A 22962-nucleotide genomic window follows, 5' to 3' on the forward strand; every position below is an offset into this window, starting at 1 on the left:
GCCCGAGCCGCGTCACGGGAGCGGGACACGCCCGGCCGGCACGCCGGATCGCGGACCACCCGGTGGGTGGGGGACCTACGGCTTGAAGGTCTCCAGCAGCGCGTTGGTCAGGTTCGGGGCCAGTTCGGGGTGCTCGACGACCTCGTCGGGCATCTCCGTGTTGCCGCGCAGGTGCAGCACGCACGCGGCCGTGCCGTCGCGCAGCACCGCGGCGACCAGCCGGGCCTCGCGGCGCTGCGGGTGGGCCGCGGCGAACGCGCGCGCCTCCTCGTCGCCGAGCTCCTCGGCGCGCAGCTTCTCCTCGGCCTCCGGCGGCAGCACCAGGATCTCCTGCGCCAGCGCGCAGCCCGCGACGGCGTCGGGCCACACGATGCCCAGCAGGGCGTCGGCCAGGTCGGCGTCGGGCAGCTCGTCCTGCGCGATGGGCGTCAGCGGGGACGCCTCCGGGTCGAGCTGGCCGGTCAGTTCCGGCTGCTGCGCGAGCAGCTCGGCGGTCGGCACCAGGGCGAACAGCTGGAGGCCCTGGTCCCACCCGGCCGTGGACACGAACTCCTCGACCTCGCGCGCGACGGCGCGGAGCAGTACGGGCGAGTTCTCCGGCGAAGGCGAAGGATTGGCTGACACGGTGGTTATGGTCGCATCCCCCGGCACCGGCGGCCGCCGGCAGGGGGGAAACGGAGAACCGATCGGGGAACTCGGCACGGCCTCCGTAGAGTTGGACAGAACGTACTAATTGAAGAGTCGGCAAGCCGACAATCGGACCACTGCGAACCTGGAGGGTGCACCGTGGCCACACGGCCCCCGGTCGGACTGCCCAAGCTGTCCCGACGAAGCAGGCTGCTGCTCATCATCGGCGGCGTGATCCTGGTCGGGCTGATCACCGGATCACGACTGCTCGGCACCTACGTCAACTGGCTGTGGTTCGGGGAGGTCGGCTTCCAGAGCGTCTACAGCACCATGCTGCTGACGCGGTTCGGGCTCTTCCTCGGCGTCGGCCTGCTGGTCGGCGGCCTCGTCGCGATCAACCTGATCCTCGCCTACCGGACGCGGCCGGTGTTCGTGCCCGTGACGGGACCGGACGACCCGGTGGCGCGCTACCGCGCCGTCGTGTCGCGCCGGATGCGCCTGTTCGCGATCGGCATCCCGGTCCTGATCGGGCTGATCGCCGGTGTGTCGGCCCAGGCGGACTGGCAGCAGTTCCAGCTCTTCCTGAACGCCACGGCGTTCGGGGTGACCGACCCGCAGTTCGGTCACGACATCGGCTTCTACGCCTTCAAGCTCCCCTTCTACACGTGGCTGCTGTCGTGGCTGTTCATCGCCACCGCGGTGTCCTTCGTAGCCGCGATCGTCGCGCACTACCTGTTCGGCGGCATCCGCCTCGCCGGTCGCGGCGGCCAGCTCTCCGGCCCGTCGCGCACCCACCTGTCCATCGTGGCCGGTGTGTTCGTGCTGCTCAAGGCGGTCGCGTACTTCTTCGACCGGTACATGCTGCTGTTCTCCGACCGCAACGACAAGTTCAACGGCGCGACGTACACCGACCTCAACGCGGTGCTGCCCGCCAAGCTGATCCTGTTGTGCATCGCGGTGTTCTGCGCGGTCGCGTTCTTCGTCGGCGCGGTGCTGCGCAACCTCCAGCTGCCCGCGATCGCGACGGTGCTGCTGATCCTGTCGAGCATCCTCGTCGGCGCCGCGTGGCCCGCGGTGCTGGAGCAGTTCTCGGTGAAGCCGAACGCCATCGAGCGCGAGGCCGAGTCGATCAAGCGCAACATCAACGCGACCAAGCAGGCGTTCGGGCTGACCGACGACAAGGTCGAGACGAAACCCTACGAGGGCAAGCAGAACGTCTCGCTCGACGAGCTGAAGAAGGACCAGGCGACGCTGGGCAACATCCGGTTGCTCGACCCCGCCGTGGTGGCCAAGACCTTCACCCAGTTCCAGCAGCTCCGGCCGTTCTACGCCTTCCCGGAGAAGCTCGACGTCGACCGGTACAAGGTGCAGGACCAGGAGCTGCAGGACTACATCGTGGCGGTCCGCGAGCTGAACACCGCGGGCATCCCGCAGGGCCAGCGCGACTGGATCAACCAGCACCTCGTCTACACCCACGGCAACGGCTTCGTGGCCGCCGAGGCGAGCAAGGTCAACACCCCCGCCGACAACGGCGGCAACGGCGGCTACCCGGTCTTCCAGGCCAGCGAGGTCGCACCGGACGGCAAGGTGCAGCCGGGCCCGTTCGGCGTGCAGCAGCCGCGCACGTACTACGGCGAGCTGGGCGCGGTGGGCGACTACGCGATCGTCGGCGGCCGCGACGCGGGCTCGCCGGGCGAGTACGACACCGACACCTCGTCCTACACCTACGACGGCGCGGGCGGCGTCCGCATCGGCGGGCTGTTCAACAAGCTGGTGTTCGCCTCGTACTACGGCGAGCGGAACATCCTCTTCAACCAGTCCATCACGGACGAGTCGAAGATCATCTTCAACCGGCACCCGCGGGACCGCGTCGAAGAGGTCGCCCCGTGGCTGACGGTCGACGGCGACCCGTACCCGGCCGTCGTCGACGGCAAGATCACCTGGATCGTCGACGGCTACACCACGCTCGCCAACTACCCGTACGCCAAGAAGACCCCCCTCGGCGAGGTCACCAACGACTCGCTCCCCGGCGTCGCGCAGCTGCCGAACGAGGAGATCAGCTACATCCGCAACTCGGTCAAGGCCACTGTGGACGCCTACGACGGCACGGTGACCCTGTACGCGATGGACGAGCAGGACCCGGTCCTCAAGGCCTGGATGGGCGTCTTCCCCGGCACGGTCAAGCCGAACAGCGCCATCTCGGCGTCGCTGCGCGAGCACTTCCGCTACCCGGAGGACCTGTTCAAGGTCCAGCGCGAGACGCTGTCGAAGTACCACGTCTCCGAGCCGAGGGACTTCTTCTCCGGCGTCTCGTTCTGGGGCGTCCCGTCCGACCCCACGGTCGACAACGCGACCACCCTGGAACAGCAGGCGCAGGTCAACTCGCAGCCGCGCGACCAGCAACCGCCGTTCTACGTGGTGGCGGGCGACCCGACCGCCGGGCAGAACAAGGTGAGCTTCCAGCTGACCAGCTCGCTGGTGCGGCAGAACCGCGAGTTCATGGCCTCCTACGTCACGGCGAGGTCCGACCCGGACAACTACGGGAAGATCAGCGTCCTGACGCTGAACAACGAGGCCAAGGGCCCGCAGCAGATCCAGACGCAGTTCCTCACCTCGGCGACGGTCAGCTCCGAGCTGAACCTGCTGACCCAGCAGAAGACCAAGGTCGTCTACGGCAACCTGCTGACCCTCCCGGTCGGCGGCGGCCTGCTCTACGTCGAACCGGTCTACATCGAACGGGCCAGCCAGAACACGTCGTACCCGCAGCTGTCCAAGGTCCTGGTCAGCTTCGGCGACAAGGTCGGGTACGCGCCGACGCTGGCGGAGGCGCTGGAACAGGTGCTGACCGGCGCCTCGACCCAGGTGCCGAACGTCCCCGGCGGCACGACACCGCCGTCGACCACGCCCACCTCGCCGTCGACCTCCACGCCACCGGGCACCGGGCAGGCCAGCCCCGAGCTCACCCAGGCCGTGAAGGACATGCAGAGCGCTCTGGCGGCCATCAAGTCCGCCCAGGCGAGCGGTGACTTCGCGGCGCTCGGCAACGCCTACAAGGCGCTGGACGAGGCCACGAAGAAGTTCGAGACCGCCAACGCGTCCGCCACCACCAGTTCGACGCCACCGGCGTCGTCCTCGTCGGTCGCGGCCACGGCGACACCCTCGGGCTGACACCACCGCTGAACAGCGGAATCGGGTGGCCCCCAGCACAAGGGGGCCACCCGATTTGCATGTCCGGACAACACTCCAGTACAGTTCACCTCAGCAACAACGGCGCGGGGTGGAGCAGCTCGGTAGCTCGCTGGGCTCATAACCCAGAGGTCGCAGGTTCAAATCCTGTCCCCGCTACAAATCCGGGATATCCCTATGCGGCTTCGGCCGCATGGGGATTTTTCGCGTTTCACGGGGGCTCTCGCCCCCGGGCCCCCAAGGCAGGAGGGCTTCGCCCCCTGCACCCCCGGGCGGGTGGGGGAACGTTGGGGGTCGCCTGGCTTGGTGGGGGGTGAGGTGGGGAGTGGGGTGGGGTTGAGCTGGGGGAATGGGGGGTTGGGTGGGCGTTGGGTGGGCGTTGGGTGGGCGTTGGGTGGGCGTTGGGTGGGGGTGGTGAAAAGGGGGTGCGGGAGGGTGTATAGTTGTTTTCAGCAGGACGAAGTGAAACAAGTAAATGGTTTAAGCGGCGCGGGGTGGAGCAGCTCGGTAGCTCGCTGGGCTCATAACCCAGAGGTCGCAGGTTCAAATCCTGTCCCCGCTACTTGTTGGGAAGATCCCGGTTCGACTTCGGTCGGGCCGGGATTTTCTGCATTCGGGTGTGGTTAACCGGTTGTGGATGGACGAGAGGCCCGATCCCTGGTGGGGATCGGGCCTCTCGGGCCTCTCGGGTGTCTTGGGTGTGGTGGGTCAGGTCATGTTTTCGATCCAGTACTCGTTGCACTTGAGGGAGCAGACGCGGCCGCCGCCGCTGACGTTGCGGGTGCGCCTGATCTGCTTCCCGCAGACCATGCACTCGTCCTTGCCCGCCTGGTCCGGGATCGTGCCGCTCGCCCACGCGCGCGCCCCGCGCACGACCTTGGCCCCGCGCGCGACCTTCCCGTCCATCCACTTGATGCCCATCGCCCGCACCTCCAGCTTGAGCGCGCCCCCGACCAGGCCGCGCACCAGGACAATCGTCCCAGTGCTCCAGGCGTGCGCCAGACCCCGAGCCGGGAACCACCTTGTTGTGCGAACAGGGGATGAGCACATGGCTCGCGACGGCTCCGGCGGGTGAGCTTCGAGGCCCTCCTGCTGCCGTTCGAGTGAGTCGGGTCGGGCGTGCGGCCGCCGCCACCGGGATCGACTTCCGTTGCCGTGAACGGATTTTCCACGTGAGCTGGACGAGGGCGGTCAAGGGGCCGAAAGCGTGGTGTCGATCAGGGCGTCGTCACCGTGCGGAGCTTTCCGTTGCTCCGCATGGCCCAATTCCACTAGCCCGTGATCAGCCACAGTGGACAGAACGGTTGACCATTGTGGACAGCGCCCCGATGTCGTGGCACCGTTGGTGATATGTCGGACCTCAATGCGACTGCCGCTGCCCTGCTCGGGCTGCTGCACGACGGACCCAAGACCGGTGGCCAGCTCGTGGCTGAGGCCGGAGAGCGCTTCGGCGCGTTTTTCAGCGTCACCCGCAGCCAGGTCTACCGCGAGCTGCCCGCGCTCGCCGACGCGGGCCTGCTCCGCCTCGGCAAGCAGGGGCCGCGCTCCAGCCAGCAGTACGTGCTGACCGCGGCGGGCAAGAAGGCGTTCAAGAACTGGCTCCTCTCCGAGCCGGGACCTGACCACCTGCGCAGCCCGCTGATCCTGCGCCTCGTCCACGCGGGGTCGCTGACGGCCAAGCAGCGCGCCGGACTCGTGGACACCGCCCGCGGTGTGTACGGGGCCGAGCAGGAGAGCGCCAAGACGGCCGTGAAGACCGCCGAGGACCCCTACGCGAAGGCGGTGGCCGAGTTCGGCCTCGCGCACGCCAAGGCCGTCCTCAAGCTCCTGGACGCCATCCCCACCGGCTGAAGCCCCGGTTACCCGGCGACCGGTCGCTCCCCGCGGCCGGTGCCGGCGTAATCTTTCGACGTGAACCCGGACGTCGAAGCAGACATCAAGGACCTCTCCGCGACCCTCGGCAGCATCGAGGCGGTGATGGACCTCGACACGTTGCGCGCCCAGGTCGCCGATCTGGAAGAGCAGGCCGCCCTCCCGGACCTCTGGAACGACCAGGAGAAGGCGCAGAAGCTCACCAGCGAGCTGTCCCACAAGCAGGGCGAGCTCCGGCGCATCACCAACCTGCGCGGCCGCCTCGAGGACCTCGGCATCATGTACGAGCTCGCCGAGGCCGAGGACGACGCGGACAGCATCGCCGACGCCGACGGCGAACGGGCGAAGCTGCGCGAGGAAATCGCTTCCCTGGAAGTCCGCACGCTGCTCTCCGGCGAGTACGACGAGCGCAACGCGCTCATCACCGTGCGTGCCGAGGCCGGTGGGATCGACGCCGCCGACTTCGCCGAGATGCTGCTCCGCATGTACTCCCGCTGGGCCGAACGCCACGGCTACGGCGTCGACGTGTTCGACACGTCCTACGCCGAGGAGGCGGGCATCAAGTCCGCCACCTTCCGCATCACCGCCCCGTACGCCTACGGGACCCTGTCGGTCGAGCAGGGCACGCACCGGCTCGTGCGCATCTCCCCGTTCGACAACCAGGGCCGCCGCCAGACGTCGTTCGCGGGCGTCGAGGTCGTGCCGGTCGTCGAGCAGACCGACCACGTCGAGATCGACGAGAAGGACCTCCGCGTCGACGTGTACCGGTCGTCCGGCCCCGGTGGCCAGGGCGTCAACACCACGGACTCCGCGGTGCGGCTGACCCACATCCCGACCGGGATCGTGGTGTCCTGCCAGAACGAGCGCTCGCAGCTGCAGAACAAGGCGACCGCGATGGCCGTGCTGCAGGCGAAGCTGCTGGAGCGGCAGCGCCAGGAGGACAAGGACAAGATGGACGCGCTCAAGGACAGCGGGTCCAGCTGGGGCAACCAGATGCGCTCCTACGTCCTGCACCCGTACCAGATGGTCAAGGACCTCCGGACCGAGCACGAGGTCGGCAACCCCGGCGCGGTGCTCGACGGCGAGATCGACGACTTCCTCGAGGCGGGCATCCGGTGGCGCAAGCAGCAGCAAACGTCCTGATCGGTGACGAGTCGTCACGCTCCGCACTTCGCCGGGCGAGACGAAGGCTTTACCCTGGCCACGGGTAGACTCCGCCCTCGTGATTCGCCTAGAACACGTTTCCAAGGTCTACAAGACCTCCACGCGTCCCGCACTCGACGACGTCTCGGTCGAGATGGACAAGGGTGAGTTCGTGTTCCTCATCGGGCCCTCGGGGTCCGGCAAATCCACGTTCTTGCGCTTGTTGCTCCGTGAAGAGGTGCCCAGCAAGGGGCGCGTCTACGTGTCCAACTTCGACGTCGCCAAGATGTCCCGGCGCAGGGTCCCCCGCCTGCGCCAGTCCATCGGCTGCGTGTTCCAGGACTTCCGACTCCTCAGCAACAAGACCGTGGCGGAGAACGTCGCGTTCGCGCTCGAGGTCATCGGCAAGCCCAAGAACACCATCGTCAAGGTGGTCCCCGAGGTGCTCCAGCTGGTCGGCCTCGAAGGCAAGGCGGACCGGCTGCCGCACGAGCTCTCCGGTGGTGAGCAGCAGCGCGTCGCGATCGCCCGCGCGTTCGTGAACCGCCCGCTGGTCCTCATCGCCGACGAGCCGACCGGAAACCTGGACCCCGACACGAGCCAGGACATCATGCTGCTGCTGGAGCGGATCAACCGCACCGGCACCACAGTCGTGATGGCAACGCACGACCACGGCATCGTCGACTCCATGCGGCGCCGTGTCGTCGAGCTCGACAACGGCAGGGTCGTCCGCGACGACGCGCGAGGCGTCTACGGCGTAGGCCGGTAGTTACCTCCGCACACCTTCCCCCGACCCCAAGGAACGCCACCCCCGATGCGTACCAGCTTCGTGTTCAGCGAGGTCGTCACCGGCCTGCGCCGGAACGTCACGATGACCATCGCGATGATCCTCACGACCGCTATCTCGCTCGGCCTGCTCGGTGGTGGTTTGCTCGTCGTCCGCATGGTCGACAAGATGCAGGCCAACTACCAGGGCAAGCTCGAAGTAGCGGTCCTGCTCACCAACGACGTGAGCGCCAACGACCAGGACTGCTCCAGTCAGCCCTGCTCCGGTCTGCGCACCTCGCTGGAGACGACCTCCGGCGTCGAGACGGTCGTCTTCGAGAACCGCGACAAGGGCTTCGAGCGCTTCAAGCGGATCTTCGAGGCCCAGCCGGAGCTCGTGAAGCTCGCCCGACCCGAGGCCATCCCGGCCACGTTCCGGGTCAAGCTCGAGGACCCGGAGCGCGCGGACGTGATCGTGCGCGAGTTCTCCGGCAAGGCGGGCGTGAAGAGCGTCGACGACCAGGGCAAGTTCCTGGACCGGTTGTTCAACGTGCTGAACGGGGTCCGGGACGGCGCGCTGTTCCTGGCGCTCCTGCAGGCACTCGCCGCCCTCCTGCTGATCTCCAACACGATCCAGGTCTCCGCCTACACGCGGAGGACGGAGGTCGGCATCATGCGCCTGGTGGGCGCGACGCGGTGGTACACGCAGCTCCCGTTCCTCATCGAGGCGGTGGTCGCGGGCATCATCGGCGCCATCGTCTCGGTCGTGGGCCTGATCCTGTTCAAGGCCTTCATCCTGGACCGGGTGCTGGGCGACCTGTTCTCCTCCGGCATCCTGCCGACGCTGAGCCAGCTCGACGTGCTGCTGATCGCCCCGATCCTGTTCGGCGTCTCCGTGCTGATCTCGGCGCTGACCGGCTACGTCACCCTGCGCCTCTACGTCCGGCTTTAACCGCTGGCCCGGTCACGTAAAGTCGCATCATGGTCAAGGAACGCGGCAGGAAGGTGATCGCGTCGAACCGCAAGGCTCGACACGACTACACCATCCTCGACGTCTTCGAAGCGGGTGTCGTGCTCGTGGGCACCGAGGTGAAGAGTCTCCGCCTGGGCCGGGCGTCCCTTGTGGACGCCTTCGCCCAGGTCGACGACGGCGAGATCTGGTTGCACGCGCTGCACATCCCCGAGTACGTGGCGGGGACGTGGACCAACCACGAGGTGCGCAGGCGGCGGAAGCTGCTGCTGCACAAGAGCGAGATCGAACGGCTGATCGGCAAGACCAAGGAGAGCGGTCTGAGCCTGATCCCGCTGTCGATGTACTTCAGCGACGGGTACGTGAAGCTGGAGCTGGCGCTGGCGAAGGGCAAGAAGTCCTACGACAAGCGCCAGGACATCGCCAAGCGGGACGCCGACCGCGACATCCAGAAGGCGTACGGCCGTGCGCTGAAGGGCCGCGGGGGCCGGTACTGAACGGACCCGAGAACGACGCGGAGGTCCCGGGCTGGGTCACCGGCCTGGGACTTCCCGGTCTCGTGGACCTGCACGTGCACTTCATGCCCGAACGCGTGCTCGCGAAGGTGTGGGCGTTCTTCGACCGCGCGGGCGAGCACTACGGCGTGCCGTGGCCGATCCACTACCGGCTCGGCGAGCCGGAGCGCCTCGACCGGCTGCGGGCGCTGGGCGTGGTCGGGTTCGCCCCGCTGGTGTACCCGCACAAGCCGGACATGGCGGAATGGCTCACCGAGTGGGCGCTCGACTTCGGGCAGCGCACGCCGGGTGCCGTGCCGACCGCGACGCTGTACCCCGAACCCGGTGTGGAGACCTACCTCGGCAAGGCGCTCGACGCCGGTGCCCGGTGCGTGAAGGCGCACGTCCAGGTCGGCGCCTACGAGCCGGCCGACCCGCTGCTGGACGGCGCGTGGGGGCTGCTGGCCGAGGCCGGTGTGCCCGCCGTGGTGCACTGCGGGCACGGCCCCGTGCCCGGCGCGCACACGGGGCTCGACCGGTACGAGGCGGTGCTCCGCAGGCACCCGCGGCTCACGGCGGTGATCGCGCACGCGGGGATGCCCGACTACGGCGACGCGCTCGACCTGGTCGCCCGCTACCCGCGCGTGCACCTGGACACCACGATGGTCGGGGTGCCGTTCAGCGAGCGGAACCAGCCGCTCCCGGCGGACTGGGCGGCGCGGATCGCCGACGTACCGGACCGGATCGTGCTCGGCACGGACTTCCCCAACATCCCGTACGCCTACTCCGAGCAGCTGCGCGCCATCGCGGGCTGGGCGGGGTCGGACGACCGGCTCGGTACCCCGTTCCTGCGCGCCGTGCTGCACGACAACCCGGCGCGGCTCCTGGGCTACCCGATGTCGAGGTAGGCGAGCACCGCGCGGACCCTTCGGTGCTCCGAAGTGCTGGGCTCCAGCCCGAGCTTCGCGAAGATGTTGCCGACGTGCTTCTCGACCGCGCCGTCGGACACCACGAGCGAGGCGGCGATGGCCGCGTTCGACAGGCCCTCCGCCATCAGGCCGAGCACCTCGCGCTCGCGGGCGGTCAGCGAGTCGACCGGGTTGCGCTTGCTGCGCGCCATCAGCTGGGTGATGACCTCGTGGTCGATGCTCGTGCCGCCGTCGGCGACCCGGCGGACCGCCGAGACGAACTCGGCGACGTCGGCCACCCGCTCCTTGAGCAGGTAGCCGACGCCGCTCGCGCCACCGGCCAGCAGTTCGACCGCGTAGCGCTCCTCCACGTACTGCGACAGCACCAGGACCGGCAGGTTCGGGATGCGCTTGCGGGCCTCGATGGCCGCGCGCAGACCCTCGTCGGTGAACGTCGGGGGCATCCGCACGTCCACCAGCGCCAGGTCCGGCCGGTGCTCCTCGATGGCCGCGAGCAGCGCCACCCCGTCGTCGACGGCGGCGACCGTCTCGATGCCCTCGTCGGCCAGCAGGCGCTGGACCCCCACCCGCAGGAGGACCGAGTCCTCCGCGATCACCACGCGCACGGCAGCTCCGTCCGGATCACTGTCGGCCCACCGACGGGGCTGACCACCACGACCACACCGTCAATGGTCGCAGCCCGGTCCGCGAGGCCCGCGAGGCCTCCACCCTTGCGCACCTCGGCGCCGCCCTTGCCGTCGTCGGTGACCTCCACGACCACCGAGTGGTCGGTGCGGAACACCTTCACCCCGGCGCGGGTCGCCCCCGCGTGCTTGGCGATGTTCGTCAGCGTCTCGGCCACGGTGAAGTAGGCGGCGCTCTCCACGGCCGTCGGCGGCCGCGGCTCCACGTCCACGCTCAGGTCGACCGGGATCGGGCACTTCGAGATCAGCGACGACAGCGCCGGGTCGAGCCCGCGGTCGCCCAGCACCGACGGGTAGATGCCGCGGGCCAGGTCGCGCAGCTCGGAGATGGCCAGCTTCGCGTCGACGTGCGCCTCGGCGATCAGCTCGCGGGCGGCGTCCGGGTCGGAGTCCATCTTCGTCTTCGCGCGGCCCAGCGTCATCGCCACCGAGACCAGCCGCTGCTGCGCGCCGTCGTGCAGGTCCCGTTCGATCCGCCGCCGCTCAGCCTCGGCCGAGTCCACGCCGCGCGCCCGGCTCGCCTGGAGCCGCTTCGTCTCGGCGGACAGCAGGGCCGTGCGGGACGGGCCGAGGACGGTGCGGGCCAGCGACGCGTGCATCCTGCCGAGACCGCGGACCATCGGCACCGTGAGCAGGCCGAGCAGCAGGCCGACCACCGTCACCGGGACGGCGTGGGCGAACGAGTCGATGGCCCACTCGTTCCCACCGGGCAGCTCGATGACCAGGTAGCCGTTCGCCCACTGGTAGACCAGCGGGTACGCGATCAGGGTCAGCGCCACCGGCCAGAACGTGACCACCAGGACGAACTCGACGATGCTCAGCGGGAACATCAGCATCCAGTAGCCGAGGTCGCGCCACCCGGCCGGATCGGTGATCACGGCCTTCGTCCTGGCCAGCAGCCCGCCCTCCGGCAGCGGCCGGTAGGGCGACGCCACGTAGCTGTCCAGCATCGTGTGCACCCACCTGCGCTCCAACGTGGACGCGCCGCGGGCCACCAGCAGCGTCGCGGCCAGCAGCGGGACCCCCACCCAGATGACCGCCAACCCGACGCTGGTCGCGAACATCGACACGAGCACCACGAACCACAGGGTGCTGATGAAGAAGTTGACCAGCAGGAAAGCGCTGGCCTTGGCGATCTTCGGAAGTGGTCGCGTCGTCATGTCCCCGCCTAGTCCGCTCGGTGTGCCAGACCAGCATCACCGGATCGTGGCCGGACGACCATCAGGTCAGCCAGCGTGCCTGGGGTGGGGCCAGCCCTACCAAAGCCTATTGGGATGAACCGGTGCGGCGGGGGCGTTATGCTGTACGAGGCAAGACCCAGCAACACCTGACGGGGGTGAACGGTTTCGACTTTGTTCGTTGATTCAGGGGAAGCGTGCCGGTGCAGGCGAGAGACCACCGCAAGCGTCATCGCAAACCTATAAGCGCCAAGTCTAACGACCAGCGCGCGTTCGCCCTCGCCGCCTGAGGCTAGGGAAGACGCTGTCGGCCCGGAAGCGCCTCCGTTCCGGATCCCGGCATCAGCAAGGAGGCTCACCTCCGGTTCCGGGCACGGGAACCGGTTGGGAATCCCACAGTGTCTGGGCCTGTCAGACCGAACTTGTCGACGTGATCGGTCGGGCCGAGTAGAGACGTAGTCGACTGCGCACGGAGAAGCCCTGATGAGCCGGCAGAGGACCCGGGTTCGATTCCCGGCACCTCCACCAGATGGCCGGAGCCCCGCCCACGGAAGTCGTGGGCGGGGCTCTTCCTCATCCGGGGCCTAGTGCGGGGCGACCTCGACCGCGGCTTCCGGGATGGTGTCGGTGTCCTTGGTGATGCCCTTGTCGCCCCTGGTCAGGACGGTGAACGCCAGGGTGGCGGCGACGGTGAGGCCGAACATGACGGTCGCCATCGGGATGACGCTGGAGGTGCCCGCGGCGCCGACGACCGGCGCGACCAGGCCGCCCGCGAGGAACTGGAGCACGCCGAGCAGGGCCGAGGCGCTGCCCGCCGACTCCGGGTGGCGGTTCATGGCCAGCGTGGCGGCGTTGGGGAGCAGGACGCCGACGCTGGTGGTGAGCAGGAACAGCGGCGGCAGGAACGCGAGCAGGTTGCCGCCCAGCAGGCCCGCCGTGAGCAGGCCGAGGCCGCCCGCGGTGGCCATGACCAGGCCCGCGGTCAGCAGGACCCTGGGGGTGATGCGACCGGTCAGCCAGGTGTTGAGGGAACCCGCGAGCAGGATGCCGAACGAGTTGAGGCCGAACACCAGGCTGAACTGCTGGGGCGTGAGGCCGAAGACGTTCTGCAGCACGAACGAGGCGCCGGAGACGTAGGCGAACAGGGAGCCCAGGGCGAAGGACGCCGCGAGGGCGTAGCCGACGAAGAAGCGGTCGGAGAGCAGGCCGCCGAAGGTGCGGAGGGTGCCCTTCAGGTTGGCGGGAGCCCGTTTCTCCTCGGGGTGGGTCTCGGGCAGGGCCATGGCGAGGACGACCAGCAGGACGGTGCCGATCAGGGCCAGCACCAGGAACGTGCCGCGCCAGGACGTGAGCCGCAGGACCTGGCCGCCCAGCACCGGCGCGATGACCGGGCCCAGGCCGTTGACCAGCATGAGCATGCTCATGAACTTGGCCATCGCCATGCCGGAGAACATGTCCCGCGCCACCGCCGTGGCGACGACGAAGCCCGCGGCCACGCCGAACGCCTGGGCGAGGCGGATGCCGGCCAGTGCGAGGGCGGTGGGGGCGATGGCGGCCATCAGGGAGAACAGCACGTAGGCGCTCAGGCCGATGAGCAGCGGCTTGCGCCTGCCCACCGCGTCGGAGATCGGGCCCACCACCAGCTGGCCGAGGGCCAGTCCGATGATGAACGTGGTGAGCGACAGCTGGATCTGCGGCGCTGTCGTGCCGAGCTCCCGCGCCATCGAGGGGAATGCGGGGAGGTACATGTCGACCGAGAGCGGGCCCAGGGTGCAGAGGGCGCCCAGCAAGCCGACGAGCTTCAGCCTGCTCGGTCCGAGGGTGGCCGTGGTCATGGTGGAGTGGCTCTCCTGTTCGTGAACCGGGGGTTTCGCGTCGGGAGAGACCCGTGCGGTGCCGCTGGTGGGATCAACGCCACCGCACGGGGTGTTTAGTCCTCCAGCAGCAGGGCTCGTGCGGCCCGCAGCTCACGCGGCATGTTCCAGCCGAGGACGCCGACGAGCGCGCCCTCGTGGTGGTAGTGCGCGACGAGCTTGCGGTCCGCCGGGTCGCCCTGCGCCACGGTCATCTTCGCGTCGGGCGGGAACATCCCGTACGCCTGGATGCGCGCGTCGAACTGGTCGGTCCAGAAGTACGGGACCGGGGTGAACGGCTTCGGCTCGCCGAGGATGTTCTTGGCCACGGCCATCGCCTGCTCGGTGGCGTTCATCCGGTGCTCGACCCGCATCCGGACGCCGAACCTGCGGTGGTGCCAGCGGGCGACGTCGCCCGCCGCGTACACGCCGGGCACGGCCTCGCACATGTCGTCGCACAGCACGCCGTCGTCCAGCGGGATGCCGCTGCCCACCAGCCAGTCGGTGGCCGGGACGGACCCGATGGCCACCAGCACGACGTCCGCGGCCAGCACCGAGCCGTCGGCCAGCTCCACGCCGGTGACCGCGCCCTCGCCCAGCAGCCGGGCCACGCCGACCCCGGTGCGGACGTCGACGCCGTTGTCGCGGTGCAGGTCGCCGATCCAGCCGCCCAGCTCGTCGCCGAACTGGCGGGACATCGGGACCGGCGCCATGTCCACCAGCGCCACGTCCTTGCCGAGCGTGCGCGCGGCCGCGGCGGCCTCGGAGCCCAGGAAGCCCGCGCCCACGACGACCACCGACGTCGCCCGCGCCAGACCGGCCTGCAACGCGAGCGCGTCGTCGAGCGTGCGCATGACGTGCACGCCCGCCAGCTCGTGCCCGGCGCGCAGCTCGGCCGGGCGGACACCGGTCGCGATGACCAGTCGGTCGTAGGGCACCCGGTCGCCGGTGGACAGCGCCACCGTGCGCGCGCCCGTGTCGACGCCGGTGGCGGCCACGCCGAGGCGCAGCCCGATCTCCAGCCGCTGGTAGGTGGCGTCGTCGCGGAACGACGTCCGCTCCGGCTCCCACGTGCCCAGCAGCACCTGCTTGGACAGCGGCGGCCGGTCGTAGGGCAGGTGCAGCTCGTCGCCGATCAGCGTCACGAGACCGTCGAAGCCCTCGCGGCGCAGCGTCTCCGCGGTGGTGAGCCCCGCCGCCGAGGCCCCCACCACGACGACCCGGTTGATGTCCGACATCACTCGGCCAGGTGGATCACGAGGGCGGGGCAGAGCAGGGCGGCCTCGCGCGTCGCCTCGTGGAGGTGTTCGCCGGGCTCCTTGTCGAGCAGCACCACGATCCCGTCCTCGTCGCGCTGGTCGAAGACGTCCGGTGCGGCGAGGACGCATTGGCCCGCGCCCACGCAGCCGTCCTCGTCGATGCTCACGCGCATGGGGGTGTTCTCCTTGTGGGTGTTGGGTGGGTCAGGTCCGCGCGTCCCAGGCGACGGGGAGCGAGCGCACCCCGTACACGAGGGTGTTGTCCTTGAACTTGAGGTCCTCGAACGGCACCGCGAGGCGCAGCGTCGGGATGCGGGTGAACAGCGTGCTGAACACCTGCTGCAGCTCGACGCGGGCCAGCTGCTGGCCGAGGCACTGGTGGGCGCCGTAGCCGAACGCCAGGTGCGCGGACGCCTTGCGCTTGAGGTCGAGCGAGTCGGCGTCGGGGAACACCGACGTGTCCCGGTTGCCCGACGCCAGCGACGTGACCAGCCACTCGCCCGCGCGCAGGGTCTCGTCGCCGAGCGGGATGTCCTCGGTGATCGCGCGGAACAGGCCGAACTGCACGACCGACAGGTAGCGCAGCATCTCCTCGACCGCCGACGGCACCAGGTCCGGGTTCGCGCGCAGCTCTTCGAGCTGGTCGGGGTTGCGCAGCAGCGCCACGGTGCTCAGCGCGATCATGTTCGCCGTCGTCTCATGCCCGGCGACCAGCAGCGACAGCGCGAGGACGACCAGCTCCTGCACGCTCAGCGGCTGCCCGGACTCGTTGGCGCGGGTGATGAGCCGCGAGATCAGGTCGTCGGTCGGCGCCTGCATCTTCGACACGACCAGCTGCGCCACGAACTGTTGGATCTCGCCGTTCGCCTGCGCCGAGACCTCCGGCGCCACGTCGACCGAGGTCAGGATCGCGCTCTGCCGCTGGAACTGGTCGCGGTCCTCGTAGGCGACGCCGAGCAGCTCGCAGATCACCAGCGAGGGGATGGGCAGCGCGAAGTCGCGGACCAGGTCGGCCGGTTCGTCGCTCGCCAGCATCGCGTCGATGTGGTCGTCGATCAGCTGCTGGATGTAGGGCCGCAGCGCCTGGATGCGCTTGACGGTGAACTCCGAGGTCAGCAGGCGGCGCAGCCGCGAGTGCGCCTCGCCGTCGCTCTGGATGATCGACCCCGGCGTGCCCGCCTGGGTCAGGTCGACCTCGCTGTTGGCGTGCCCCATCACCGGCACGGCCGAGCTCAGGCCGGGGCTCGACAGCACCGTCCGCACGTCGTCGTACCGCGTCACCAACCACGCGTCGATGCCCGCGGGGCACTCGACCCGCGCGATCGGGTCCTTCTCGCGGAGCTCGGTGTACCCGACGGCCGGGTCGAAGGGACACCCCTCCGCCCGCGTCGTCGGGAACGATCCGCTCGTGGGCTTGCTCGGAGCCTCGGTCATGGGTACCCCTCGTGGTGGGAAAAAATGTGGCAGTCACTGCCACGACCTCTACACTGCCAGTGATGGCGACATCACGGCAAGTGGCCCACGTCATCACCGGAAAGCGCCAGGTAGCGGTGCTAGCCTCGCTGCCCGCGCCCGTTCCCGAGGAGGTGACGATGGGGCTCCGCGAGCTCAAGATGGCCAGGACCAGACGTCTGATCTCCGACAAGGCGTTCGAGCTGTTCGCCTGCAACGGCTACCACCGCACCACCATCGAGCAGATCGCCGCCGCCGCCGAGGTCGGCCCCCGCACCCTCTACCGCTACTTCCCCACCAAGGAGACGCTGGTCATCGAGTTCGTCCAAACCAGCCTCTTCGACGCCCTCTCAGACCTCCACGCCACCCCCGCCCCACTCCCCGTCGCCCTCAACACCGTCATCGCCAACGTCCTCCGCGTCATGTCCACCGACCCCGCCCGCGTCATGGCCGTCTACGAGCTAGCCGGCACCAACGCCTCGGTCCGCGCCCAACTCGCCGACGTCCTCTGGCAATGGCGCGACAACCTCGCCCACGAGGTCGAACAACTCCTCGACCCCCCACCCTGCCGCATGACCGCCGCCCTCACCGCCGCCTTCGCCATCAACATCATCGAAACAGTCGTCCTCGCCTGGGTCGAAAGCCGCGGCCAAGCCGACATGCACACCCTCGCCAACCACGCCATGACCCTCCTCCGCAACGGCAACATCCCCGTCCCAACCGAAGGCCAATAGCCACCCACCGCCGCCCATCGATGCGAAGCGAGCACCCACCCCACCCCGTTGGGCGCAGCCCGCCAGCGCGCATCCGGCGCGGAGCGCCTGGGGCCTTGTCGGCGCCAGCCGATGCCTTGTCCGACGCGTAGCGAGGATGCTTGAGTCAGGCGGAGCCTGATGCTGGCGAAGCCAGACTTCCCCTCTGCCCCCGATCCACAGCGCCCTCCTGCCCGATCTTCGTTGTCAAGACAGCTTCATCGTCTTGACAACGAAGATCGGGCATTGAGACAATCGCGCGCCGGGGGCTGGGCTTCCCCAGGAGTGAGAGGGCCGGAGCCGGACTTCGCTCCACCCCTCACCCCCCACTCAACACAACCCCATCCCTCTTCGCCCGCACAGCCACCACCTCCGGCGCCGACCTCTTCTCCAACACCCCGATCGCCGCCCCCCAAGCGTCCAACGCCCCCCTAACATCCCCCAGAGCAAGGCAGACATCCCCCAACCGGTCCCACGAGATCGCCGCCGTGTGCTGGTCCCCCAGCTCCCGGCACAGCCCGATGGCCCGAACCAGGTGCTCCACGGCAACCTCGTACCTCCCCAACCGGAAGTTGATGTACCCCAGGCTGTCTTCGGTGTCCGCCAGCCCCGCCAGGTGCCCCAGCTCCGTGAACAGCTCCAGCGCCGCCTCGCAGTACCCCAGCCCTTCCTCGTGCTGCTCCGCCAACGCCAGCTCCCACCCCAGCTGGTCCAGCGCCCGCGCTTCCCCTGGCCTGTTCCCCACCTGCCGGAACAGGTCGAGCGACTCCGCCGCGTGGTCCACCGCGTCCGAGTACCGCTCCTGGAGTTCCCGCACCCAGCTGAACACGATGTGGGTGCGGGCTTTCCCGATCGCGCTGCCCAGTTCCTCGTACAGCGCGAGGGCCCGTTCCAGGTGCACCGCCGCCACGTCCGGCATCCCCAGTCGGATCGCCGCGCGGCTGGCCAACCGGCGCGCCCTGGCTTCGGCCGCCTTCTCCCCGGACTCCTCGGCCGCCGACGCCGCCGCGGTCTGGGTGCTGAGCCAGTCCCGCCAGTGCCCTTTGCGCTCCAGGTACGTCGTCATGCTCCAGGCCAGCTGCCACAGGTGGGAGTGCAGGCCGTACCGGCCTGCCACCTCGACCGCCGCCAACAGCGTGGCGTGCTCCGTCGTGAACCACCGGAACGCCTGCTGCTCGTCGTCGACCGCGACGACCTGGATCCCGTCGGGCGGCTCGGGAACCGCGATGGGCGCGCGTTGCGGCGCGATGAGCCGGTCCGCGGCCAGGGCCGTGTGCAGGTAGTGGTCGAGCATCCGGCCTGCCGCGATCCTGTTGTCGGGTCCGGTCTCCACCGCGGTGGCGAGCTCGGCGGCGTAGCTGCGCAGCAGGTCGTGGAAGGAGTACCGGCGATCGGACTCCTCCAGCAGGTGCGCCTTGGTCAGCTCCGCCAGCAGCTGCTTCGCGCGCTTCACCGGTACGCCGGTCAACGCCGCGGCCGCTCCCGACCCGAACGTCGGGCCCGCGTGCGGGCCGAGCAGCCGGAACATGGCGGTCGCCTGCGGGCTCAAGGCGTTGCAGGACCAGGAGAACACGGCCCGGATGCCGGTGCGGTTGTCGCCGAGCTCCAGCGCGTCGAGCCGGTGCTCCTCGTCGCGGACCTCCTCCGCGAGCGCTTCCAGCGGCAGGTCGGGGTCCAGCGTGGCGCGGGCCGCGACGAGCACCAGCGCCAGCGGCAGCCGGACGCAGGTGTCGATCAGCTCCCGCACCGCCACACCGCTGTTCACCACCCGTTCCTCCCCGATCCGCGAGGCGATCAGCCGGATCGCGTCCCCGTCGCTCATCGGCCGCAACGCGATCGTCCGCGCCCCCTGCATGACGATCAGGTCGTGCATCCGGTCCCGGCTGGTCACCAGCACCCGGCTGCTCGCCGATCCCGGCAGCAGCAGGCCGACCTGGTCGGCGTCGCGGGCGTTGTCCAGCACCACGAGCACCCGGCGTTCGGCCAGCAGGCTGCGGTAGAGCGCGGCCTGGGCGTCCAGCGCCACCGGGATGTTGTCGGCCTGGACGCCGAACGCGTCGAGGAAACCGCGGATGGCCTCGCCCGGTACCACCGGTGGTCCGGTCGGGTCGAAGCCCCTGAGGTTGACGTAGAGCTGGCCGTCGGGGAACCGGTGCGCGGCCCGGTGCGCCCAGTGCACCGCCAGCGTGGTCTTGCCCGCGCCCGCCGTCGCGCTGATCACCTGGACGGGGGCGGCCTCGTCGTCCAGCGCGGCGTCGAGCAGCTCCAGCTCGGCCTTGCGGCCGACGAACGGCGCGACGGTGGCGGGGAGCTGGTGCGGCAGCACGTGGACCGGGCGCGGGAGGTTGACGTTCACGTCGCCGCTGACCACACCGGCCTGCACCACGTGGCCGGTGTGGCCGCTGACGACGTTGCGGGTGGGGTCGGCCTCGCCGGTCATCCGGGCCGACCGCCGTCACCGCGTTGTTCGGGGACCGTCACGGGATATTCGCCCTACCATTTCCTCGAGGTGGCCCTCCACCGCCGCGTGCGCGTAGTAACCGCGGAAGAGATCGGTCAGCAGGCGTTCGACCTGGTCGGCGTCGAGCTCGGGGTTGTCCCTGACCCCGCGCCACAGCACGATCATCGGCACTCGCGCGCCCGGCACGGCGAGATCGGGCATGGAGTAGTCGGTCAGCAGGCTCGCGGGACGGGCGCCCCACCGCTCGTAGAACCCGATCCGCCTGGTGAGCATCGGGTCGTTCCCAGGGGTCCGGGCGGGGTCCTCCACCTCGAGCGCGACCCCCTGGACCGAGGGCTCGGAGTCGAGGTCGTCGACGATCGCCGCGAGCAGCGCGGCACCCGCCCCGCTGCCGCGGACCTCCGGTGCCACGGCCAGGTACTCGAGGTAGGCGACCCGCGCGGTGGGCAGGTGCAGGGCGGTGGCGAACCCGACCAGCCCTTCGTCGGGCAGGTGCGCGGTCCACAGCCAGGTGCTGTCGCGGCGGGAGACCGTGTCGTGCTCGCTCCGCTCGTTCGGCGGGAACGCCTCCTCCCAGATCTCCCTGATCCGCTGGTGGTCCGGCGGTGCGACGGCGGACCACTCCTGCCGCCGCACCGACGCCCGTGCCGGGCGTCCCGCATCTGCCGTCATGGTTGTCCTTGGCCCCTCATCGCCGAAACGTGACCCCGACCGAAGCTCGGAACTGCCCGCGGACGCGTGGATCGCGCCCTGCGAACGCATGGATCATCGGTTCCGCCGCGCGCCCGCGTTTCACCCGTTCTCCGGAACCACTCGAAAGGGGGCGCACGGCGTTCCCGTGCCGCGGACCGCGGCCGCCGATCATGCTGTGCAGACAGTCGTCACGAAGCCGGGCGCGCGCAACGCACTTGTGCGGTCACCGCCGGGCGGGCGGGGCGGTCATCGGGTCCTCCGGCCAGCGGTGCTTGGGGTACCGGCCGCGCAGCTCGGAGCGCACCCGCGGGTAGCCGGTCCGCCAGAACGACTCCAGGTCACCGGTCACGGCGGTGGCCCGGCCCGCGGGGGAGAGCAGGTGCAGCACCACGGGCACGCGCCCGTCGGCGATGTGCGGCGTCCCGGTCCACCCGAACACCTCCTGCACCTTCACCAGCAGCGCCGGGTTCGCCCCGCTGTAGTCGATCCGGATCCGCGACCCCGACGGCACCTCCAGCCGGTCCGGCGCCAGCTCGTCCAACCGCCCGGCCGCGGGCCAGGGCAGCTGCTGCCGCAACACCTTCTCCGCGTCGATCTTCGCGAGGTCGGCCCGTCGGCGGGCGCCGCCGAGCCACCCGTCGACCCCGGTGAGCAGCACCTCGTCGGTCACGTCCGGCCACGGGTCGCCCAGCACGCGGTGCAGGAACTCCAACCGCTCGCGCAACCGGGTGGCGTCGGCGTGCCACCGCAGCAGCCCCAGCCCCTCGGAGCGCAGCCCGGCGACGAGCGCGTCGCGCACCGCGGCGGCCGGGGGATCGCGCAACGGCTTGCTGGACAAGACGATCGCGCCGAGCCGCCGGACCCGGTCGGCCACCACGTCGCGGTCCCAGCGCACCTCGTCCACAGTGGACACCAGTGCCGGAGCCGCTTGCACGGCAAGGGCTTCGTCCACCCGTGCGGCCAACCGGACCCGGCCGTGGCTGCGTCCCGGCTCGCGGTCGGCGACGGCGACCGCCAACCACTCGGCGTCGCCGAGACCGCTACCGGGCGGGAGTTCCACCGCCGTCCCGCCCGCCATCAGGTACACCCCGGCACCGCCGGACCGCCGCCGCGCCAACCGTTCCGGGTGCGCCAGCGCCACCACCAGCGCCGGGTCGTCGTGCCCACGTCCGGTCACCAGCTCGGCCAGCCGTTTCGCCTCGCGCGACCACCGCCGCGACCGGTCGGTGTGCCCGGACCGCAGGTCCCGCAACGCGGTCGACAGCTCCGCGCTGTCGGTCAGCGCGTCGTCGTCCAGCAGCGCCACCACCTCGGCTGCCGTGCGCGCGCCCACCTCGACCGCCCCGTCCAGCAACGCGCGCGCCAGCCGGGGGTGCAGCCCGAGGTCGGACATCCGCCTGCCGCGGTCGGTCGCGCGGCCGTCGGAGTCCAGCGCCCCCAACGCGCGCAGCACCGTCCGCCCGACCTCCAGCGCACCGGCGGGCGGCGCGTCCCACCAGTTCAGCGCGCTGCCGTCGGGTGTGCCCCAGCAGGCCAGCTCCAACGCCAGCCTGGTCAGGTCCGCGGTCTTGATCTCCGGCTCCGGGTAGCGCGGCAACGTGCTGTGCTCGTGCTCCGGCCAGCACCGGTACACCCGGCCGGGCGCCTCGCGTCCGGCGCGACCGGCCCGCTGGTCGGCCACCGCCATCGACACCCGCACGGTCGCCAGCCCCGACAGCCCGCGCCGGTGGTCCACCCGCGGCACGCGCGCGAGCCCCGAGTCCACCACCGCGCGCACACCGGGCACGGTGAGGCTCGACTCCGCGATCGCCGTCGACAGCACGACCCGCCGCCGCGCGCCCGGCCGCAGCGCCGCGTCCTGCGTGCCCGCGGACAGCCGCCCGTGCAACGTCAGCACGTCCACGTCCGGCATCGTCAGCAACGCCGCCGTGCGTCGGATCTCCGCCGCACCGGGCAGGAACACGAGCACGTCACCGTCCCCTTCGGACAGTGCCCGCCGGGTCGCGCGGGCCACGCAGCCCTCGATCCGCTCCTGGCGCGCCGGTGCGACGTGCTCCGTCGTCGTCGGGAACGTCCTGGCCTCGGCGCGCAGCACCGGCGCGTCGCCGAGCAGCCCGGCCAACCGGTCCGCGGCGACGGTCGCGGACGTGGCCAGCAGCCGCAGGTCCGGCCGCAGCCCGGCGCGCGCGTCCAGCAGCAGCGCGAGCAGCAGGTCCGCGTCCAGGTGCCGCTCGTGGCACTCGTCGAGCAGCACCGTCCCCACGCCCGCCAGCTCCGGGTCGGACTGGAGCCTGCGCACCAGCAGCCCCGACGTCACGACCTCGATCCGGGTGGCCTTCGACACCTTCCGGTCACCGCGCACCGAGTACCCGACGGTCCGCCCGACCGGTTCCCCCAGCAGCGACGCCATCCGCGCGGCGGCCGCGCGGGCCGCGATCCGCCGCGGCTCGGCCACGACCACCCGGCCCGCGTGCGCCTCGGCCAGCGCCAACGGCACCAGCGTCGTCTTGCCGGTACCCGGTGGCGCCACCAGCACCGCGCAGCCCCGCTCGGCGAGCGCGCCGACCACGTCGTCGAGCACGGCACGGACTGGGAGGTTCGGCAGTTCCACGGTGAGCCAGTGTGCCAACCTGGCCGGAGGGGGG

At 70.4% G+C, this 22962-nt stretch carries 19 protein-coding genes, 2 tRNA genes and 1 other RNA gene; 11 read left to right on the forward strand and 11 right to left on the reverse strand.

From position 1 onward, the window contains the following. Nucleotides 1–75: 75 nt before the first annotated feature. Nucleotides 76–624 (reverse strand): PPA1309 family protein, encoded by a 549-nt coding sequence (locus tag CLV43_RS46210; protein ID WP_211304891.1) that lies wholly within the window; start codon nt 622–624, stop codon nt 76–78. Nucleotides 625–786: 162 nt separating this feature from the next. Between CLV43_RS46210 and CLV43_RS46215 the strand changes: the two genes are divergently transcribed. The 3 genes from CLV43_RS46215 (at nt 787) to CLV43_RS46225 (ending at nt 4375) form a co-directional block, all read left to right on the forward strand. Further along, on the forward strand, nt 787–3795 hold the full coding sequence (locus CLV43_RS46215; protein WP_106196933.1) for a UPF0182 family protein: 3009 nt from the start codon (nt 787–789) through the stop codon (nt 3793–3795). A 103-nt stretch (nt 3796–3898) separates the two neighbouring features. Beyond that, nucleotides 3899–3972 (forward strand) — tRNA-Met (locus CLV43_RS46220). A gap of 329 nt (nt 3973–4301) precedes the next feature. Next, nucleotides 4302–4375: transfer RNA gene (locus tag CLV43_RS46225), tRNA-Met, on the forward strand. A 146-nt stretch (nt 4376–4521) separates the two neighbouring features. Here CLV43_RS46225 and CLV43_RS46230 read toward each other — a convergent pair. After that, nucleotides 4522–4779, reverse strand: a complete 258-nt coding sequence (locus CLV43_RS46230) for a hypothetical protein (protein WP_245887529.1) — start codon at nt 4777–4779, stop codon at nt 4522–4524. A 384-nt stretch (nt 4780–5163) separates the two neighbouring features. Between CLV43_RS46230 and CLV43_RS46235 the strand changes: the two genes are divergently transcribed. The 6 genes from CLV43_RS46235 to CLV43_RS46260 all read left to right on the forward strand — a co-directional run bounded on the left by CLV43_RS46235 (nt 5164) and on the right by CLV43_RS46260 (nt 9965). After that, nucleotides 5164–5664: a PadR family transcriptional regulator gene (locus CLV43_RS46235; protein ID WP_106196934.1), complete on the forward strand. Its 501-nt coding sequence runs from the start codon at nt 5164–5166 to the stop codon at nt 5662–5664. A gap of 60 nt (nt 5665–5724) precedes the next feature. After that, nucleotides 5725–6828 carry a peptide chain release factor 2 gene (prfB, locus tag CLV43_RS46240; RefSeq protein ID WP_106196935.1) on the forward strand — a complete coding sequence of 368 codons (1104 nt, stop codon included), beginning with the start codon at nt 5725–5727 and terminating at the stop codon, nt 6826–6828. A gap of 79 nt (nt 6829–6907) precedes the next feature. Further along, entirely contained in the window at nt 6908–7597 is a 690-nt protein-coding gene (gene ftsE, locus CLV43_RS46245; RefSeq protein ID WP_106196936.1) for a cell division ATP-binding protein FtsE, read from the forward strand. Between the two features lie 45 nt (nt 7598–7642). After that, nucleotides 7643–8545, forward strand: a complete 903-nt coding sequence (gene ftsX / locus CLV43_RS46250) for a permease-like cell division protein FtsX (RefSeq protein WP_106196937.1) — start codon at nt 7643–7645, stop codon at nt 8543–8545. Nucleotides 8546–8574: 29 nt separating this feature from the next. Beyond that, nucleotides 8575–9060 (forward strand): SsrA-binding protein SmpB, encoded by a 486-nt coding sequence (gene smpB / locus CLV43_RS46255; RefSeq protein WP_106196938.1) that lies wholly within the window; start codon nt 8575–8577, stop codon nt 9058–9060. Continuing rightward, nucleotides 9057–9965 (forward strand): amidohydrolase family protein, encoded by a 909-nt coding sequence (locus tag CLV43_RS46260; RefSeq protein WP_106196987.1) that lies wholly within the window; start codon nt 9057–9059, stop codon nt 9963–9965. Before smpB ends, CLV43_RS46260 begins: the two co-directional genes overlap by 4 nt. Here CLV43_RS46260 and CLV43_RS46265 read toward each other — a convergent pair. After that, complete coding sequence (locus CLV43_RS46265; protein ID WP_170156313.1) at nt 9947–10591, reverse strand: response regulator transcription factor; 645 nt, start codon at nt 10589–10591, stop codon at nt 9947–9949. The genes CLV43_RS46260 and CLV43_RS46265 overlap by 19 nt on opposite strands. Beyond that, complete coding sequence (locus tag CLV43_RS46270) at nt 10579–11829, reverse strand: sensor histidine kinase (RefSeq protein WP_106196939.1); 1251 nt, start codon at nt 11827–11829, stop codon at nt 10579–10581. Before CLV43_RS46270 ends, CLV43_RS46265 begins: the two co-directional genes overlap by 13 nt. 172 nt (nt 11830–12001) lie before the next feature. Here CLV43_RS46270 and ssrA point away from each other — a divergent pair. Next, nucleotides 12002–12375, forward strand: a transfer-messenger RNA (tmRNA) gene (ssrA, locus tag CLV43_RS46275). A 56-nt stretch (nt 12376–12431) separates the two neighbouring features. Here the strand turns inward: ssrA and CLV43_RS46280 are convergent. From CLV43_RS46280 to CLV43_RS46295, 4 genes are all read right to left on the reverse strand, one after another. Continuing rightward, nucleotides 12432–13682 carry a multidrug effflux MFS transporter gene (locus tag CLV43_RS46280; protein WP_106196940.1) on the reverse strand — a complete coding sequence of 417 codons (1251 nt, stop codon included), beginning with the start codon at nt 13680–13682 and terminating at the stop codon, nt 12432–12434. Nucleotides 13683–13777: 95 nt separating this feature from the next. After that, nucleotides 13778–14938 carry an NAD(P)/FAD-dependent oxidoreductase gene (locus CLV43_RS46285; RefSeq protein WP_106196941.1) on the reverse strand — a complete coding sequence of 387 codons (1161 nt, stop codon included), beginning with the start codon at nt 14936–14938 and terminating at the stop codon, nt 13778–13780. Then, complete coding sequence (locus CLV43_RS46290; RefSeq protein ID WP_106196942.1) at nt 14938–15132, reverse strand: ferredoxin; 195 nt, start codon at nt 15130–15132, stop codon at nt 14938–14940. The genes CLV43_RS46285 and CLV43_RS46290 overlap by 1 nt, the downstream gene beginning before the upstream one ends. 31 nt (nt 15133–15163) lie before the next feature. Beyond that, nucleotides 15164–16393, reverse strand: a complete 1230-nt coding sequence (locus tag CLV43_RS46295) for a cytochrome P450 (RefSeq protein WP_106196943.1) — start codon at nt 16391–16393, stop codon at nt 15164–15166. Nucleotides 16394–16455: 62 nt separating this feature from the next. Here CLV43_RS46295 and CLV43_RS46300 point away from each other — a divergent pair, with 62 nt between their 5' ends. Beyond that, nucleotides 16456–17145: a TetR/AcrR family transcriptional regulator gene (locus tag CLV43_RS46300; RefSeq protein ID WP_245887531.1), complete on the forward strand. Its 690-nt coding sequence runs from the start codon at nt 16456–16458 to the stop codon at nt 17143–17145. Nucleotides 17146–17482: 337 nt separating this feature from the next. Here CLV43_RS46300 and CLV43_RS50300 read toward each other — a convergent pair whose 3' ends face one another. From CLV43_RS50300 to hrpB, 3 genes are all read right to left on the reverse strand, one after another. Next, nucleotides 17483–19603, reverse strand: a complete 2121-nt coding sequence (locus CLV43_RS50300; protein ID WP_106196945.1) for an ATP-binding protein — start codon at nt 19601–19603, stop codon at nt 17483–17485. Nucleotides 19604–19618: 15 nt separating this feature from the next. Next, nucleotides 19619–20296, reverse strand: coding sequence for a GNAT family N-acetyltransferase (locus tag CLV43_RS46310; protein WP_170156314.1), 678 nt, complete (start codon nt 20294–20296; stop codon nt 19619–19621). A gap of 244 nt (nt 20297–20540) precedes the next feature. Beyond that, the gene (hrpB, locus tag CLV43_RS46315; RefSeq protein ID WP_106196989.1) at nt 20541–22928 is read right to left on the reverse strand and encodes an ATP-dependent helicase HrpB; all 2388 of its coding nucleotides are present in this window, start codon (nt 22926–22928) and stop codon (nt 20541–20543) included. Nucleotides 22929–22962: the final 34 nt, after the last annotated feature.

Source organism: Umezawaea tangerina, assembly GCF_003002815.1.
Taxonomy (GTDB): domain Bacteria; phylum Actinomycetota; class Actinomycetes; order Mycobacteriales; family Pseudonocardiaceae; genus Umezawaea; species Umezawaea tangerina.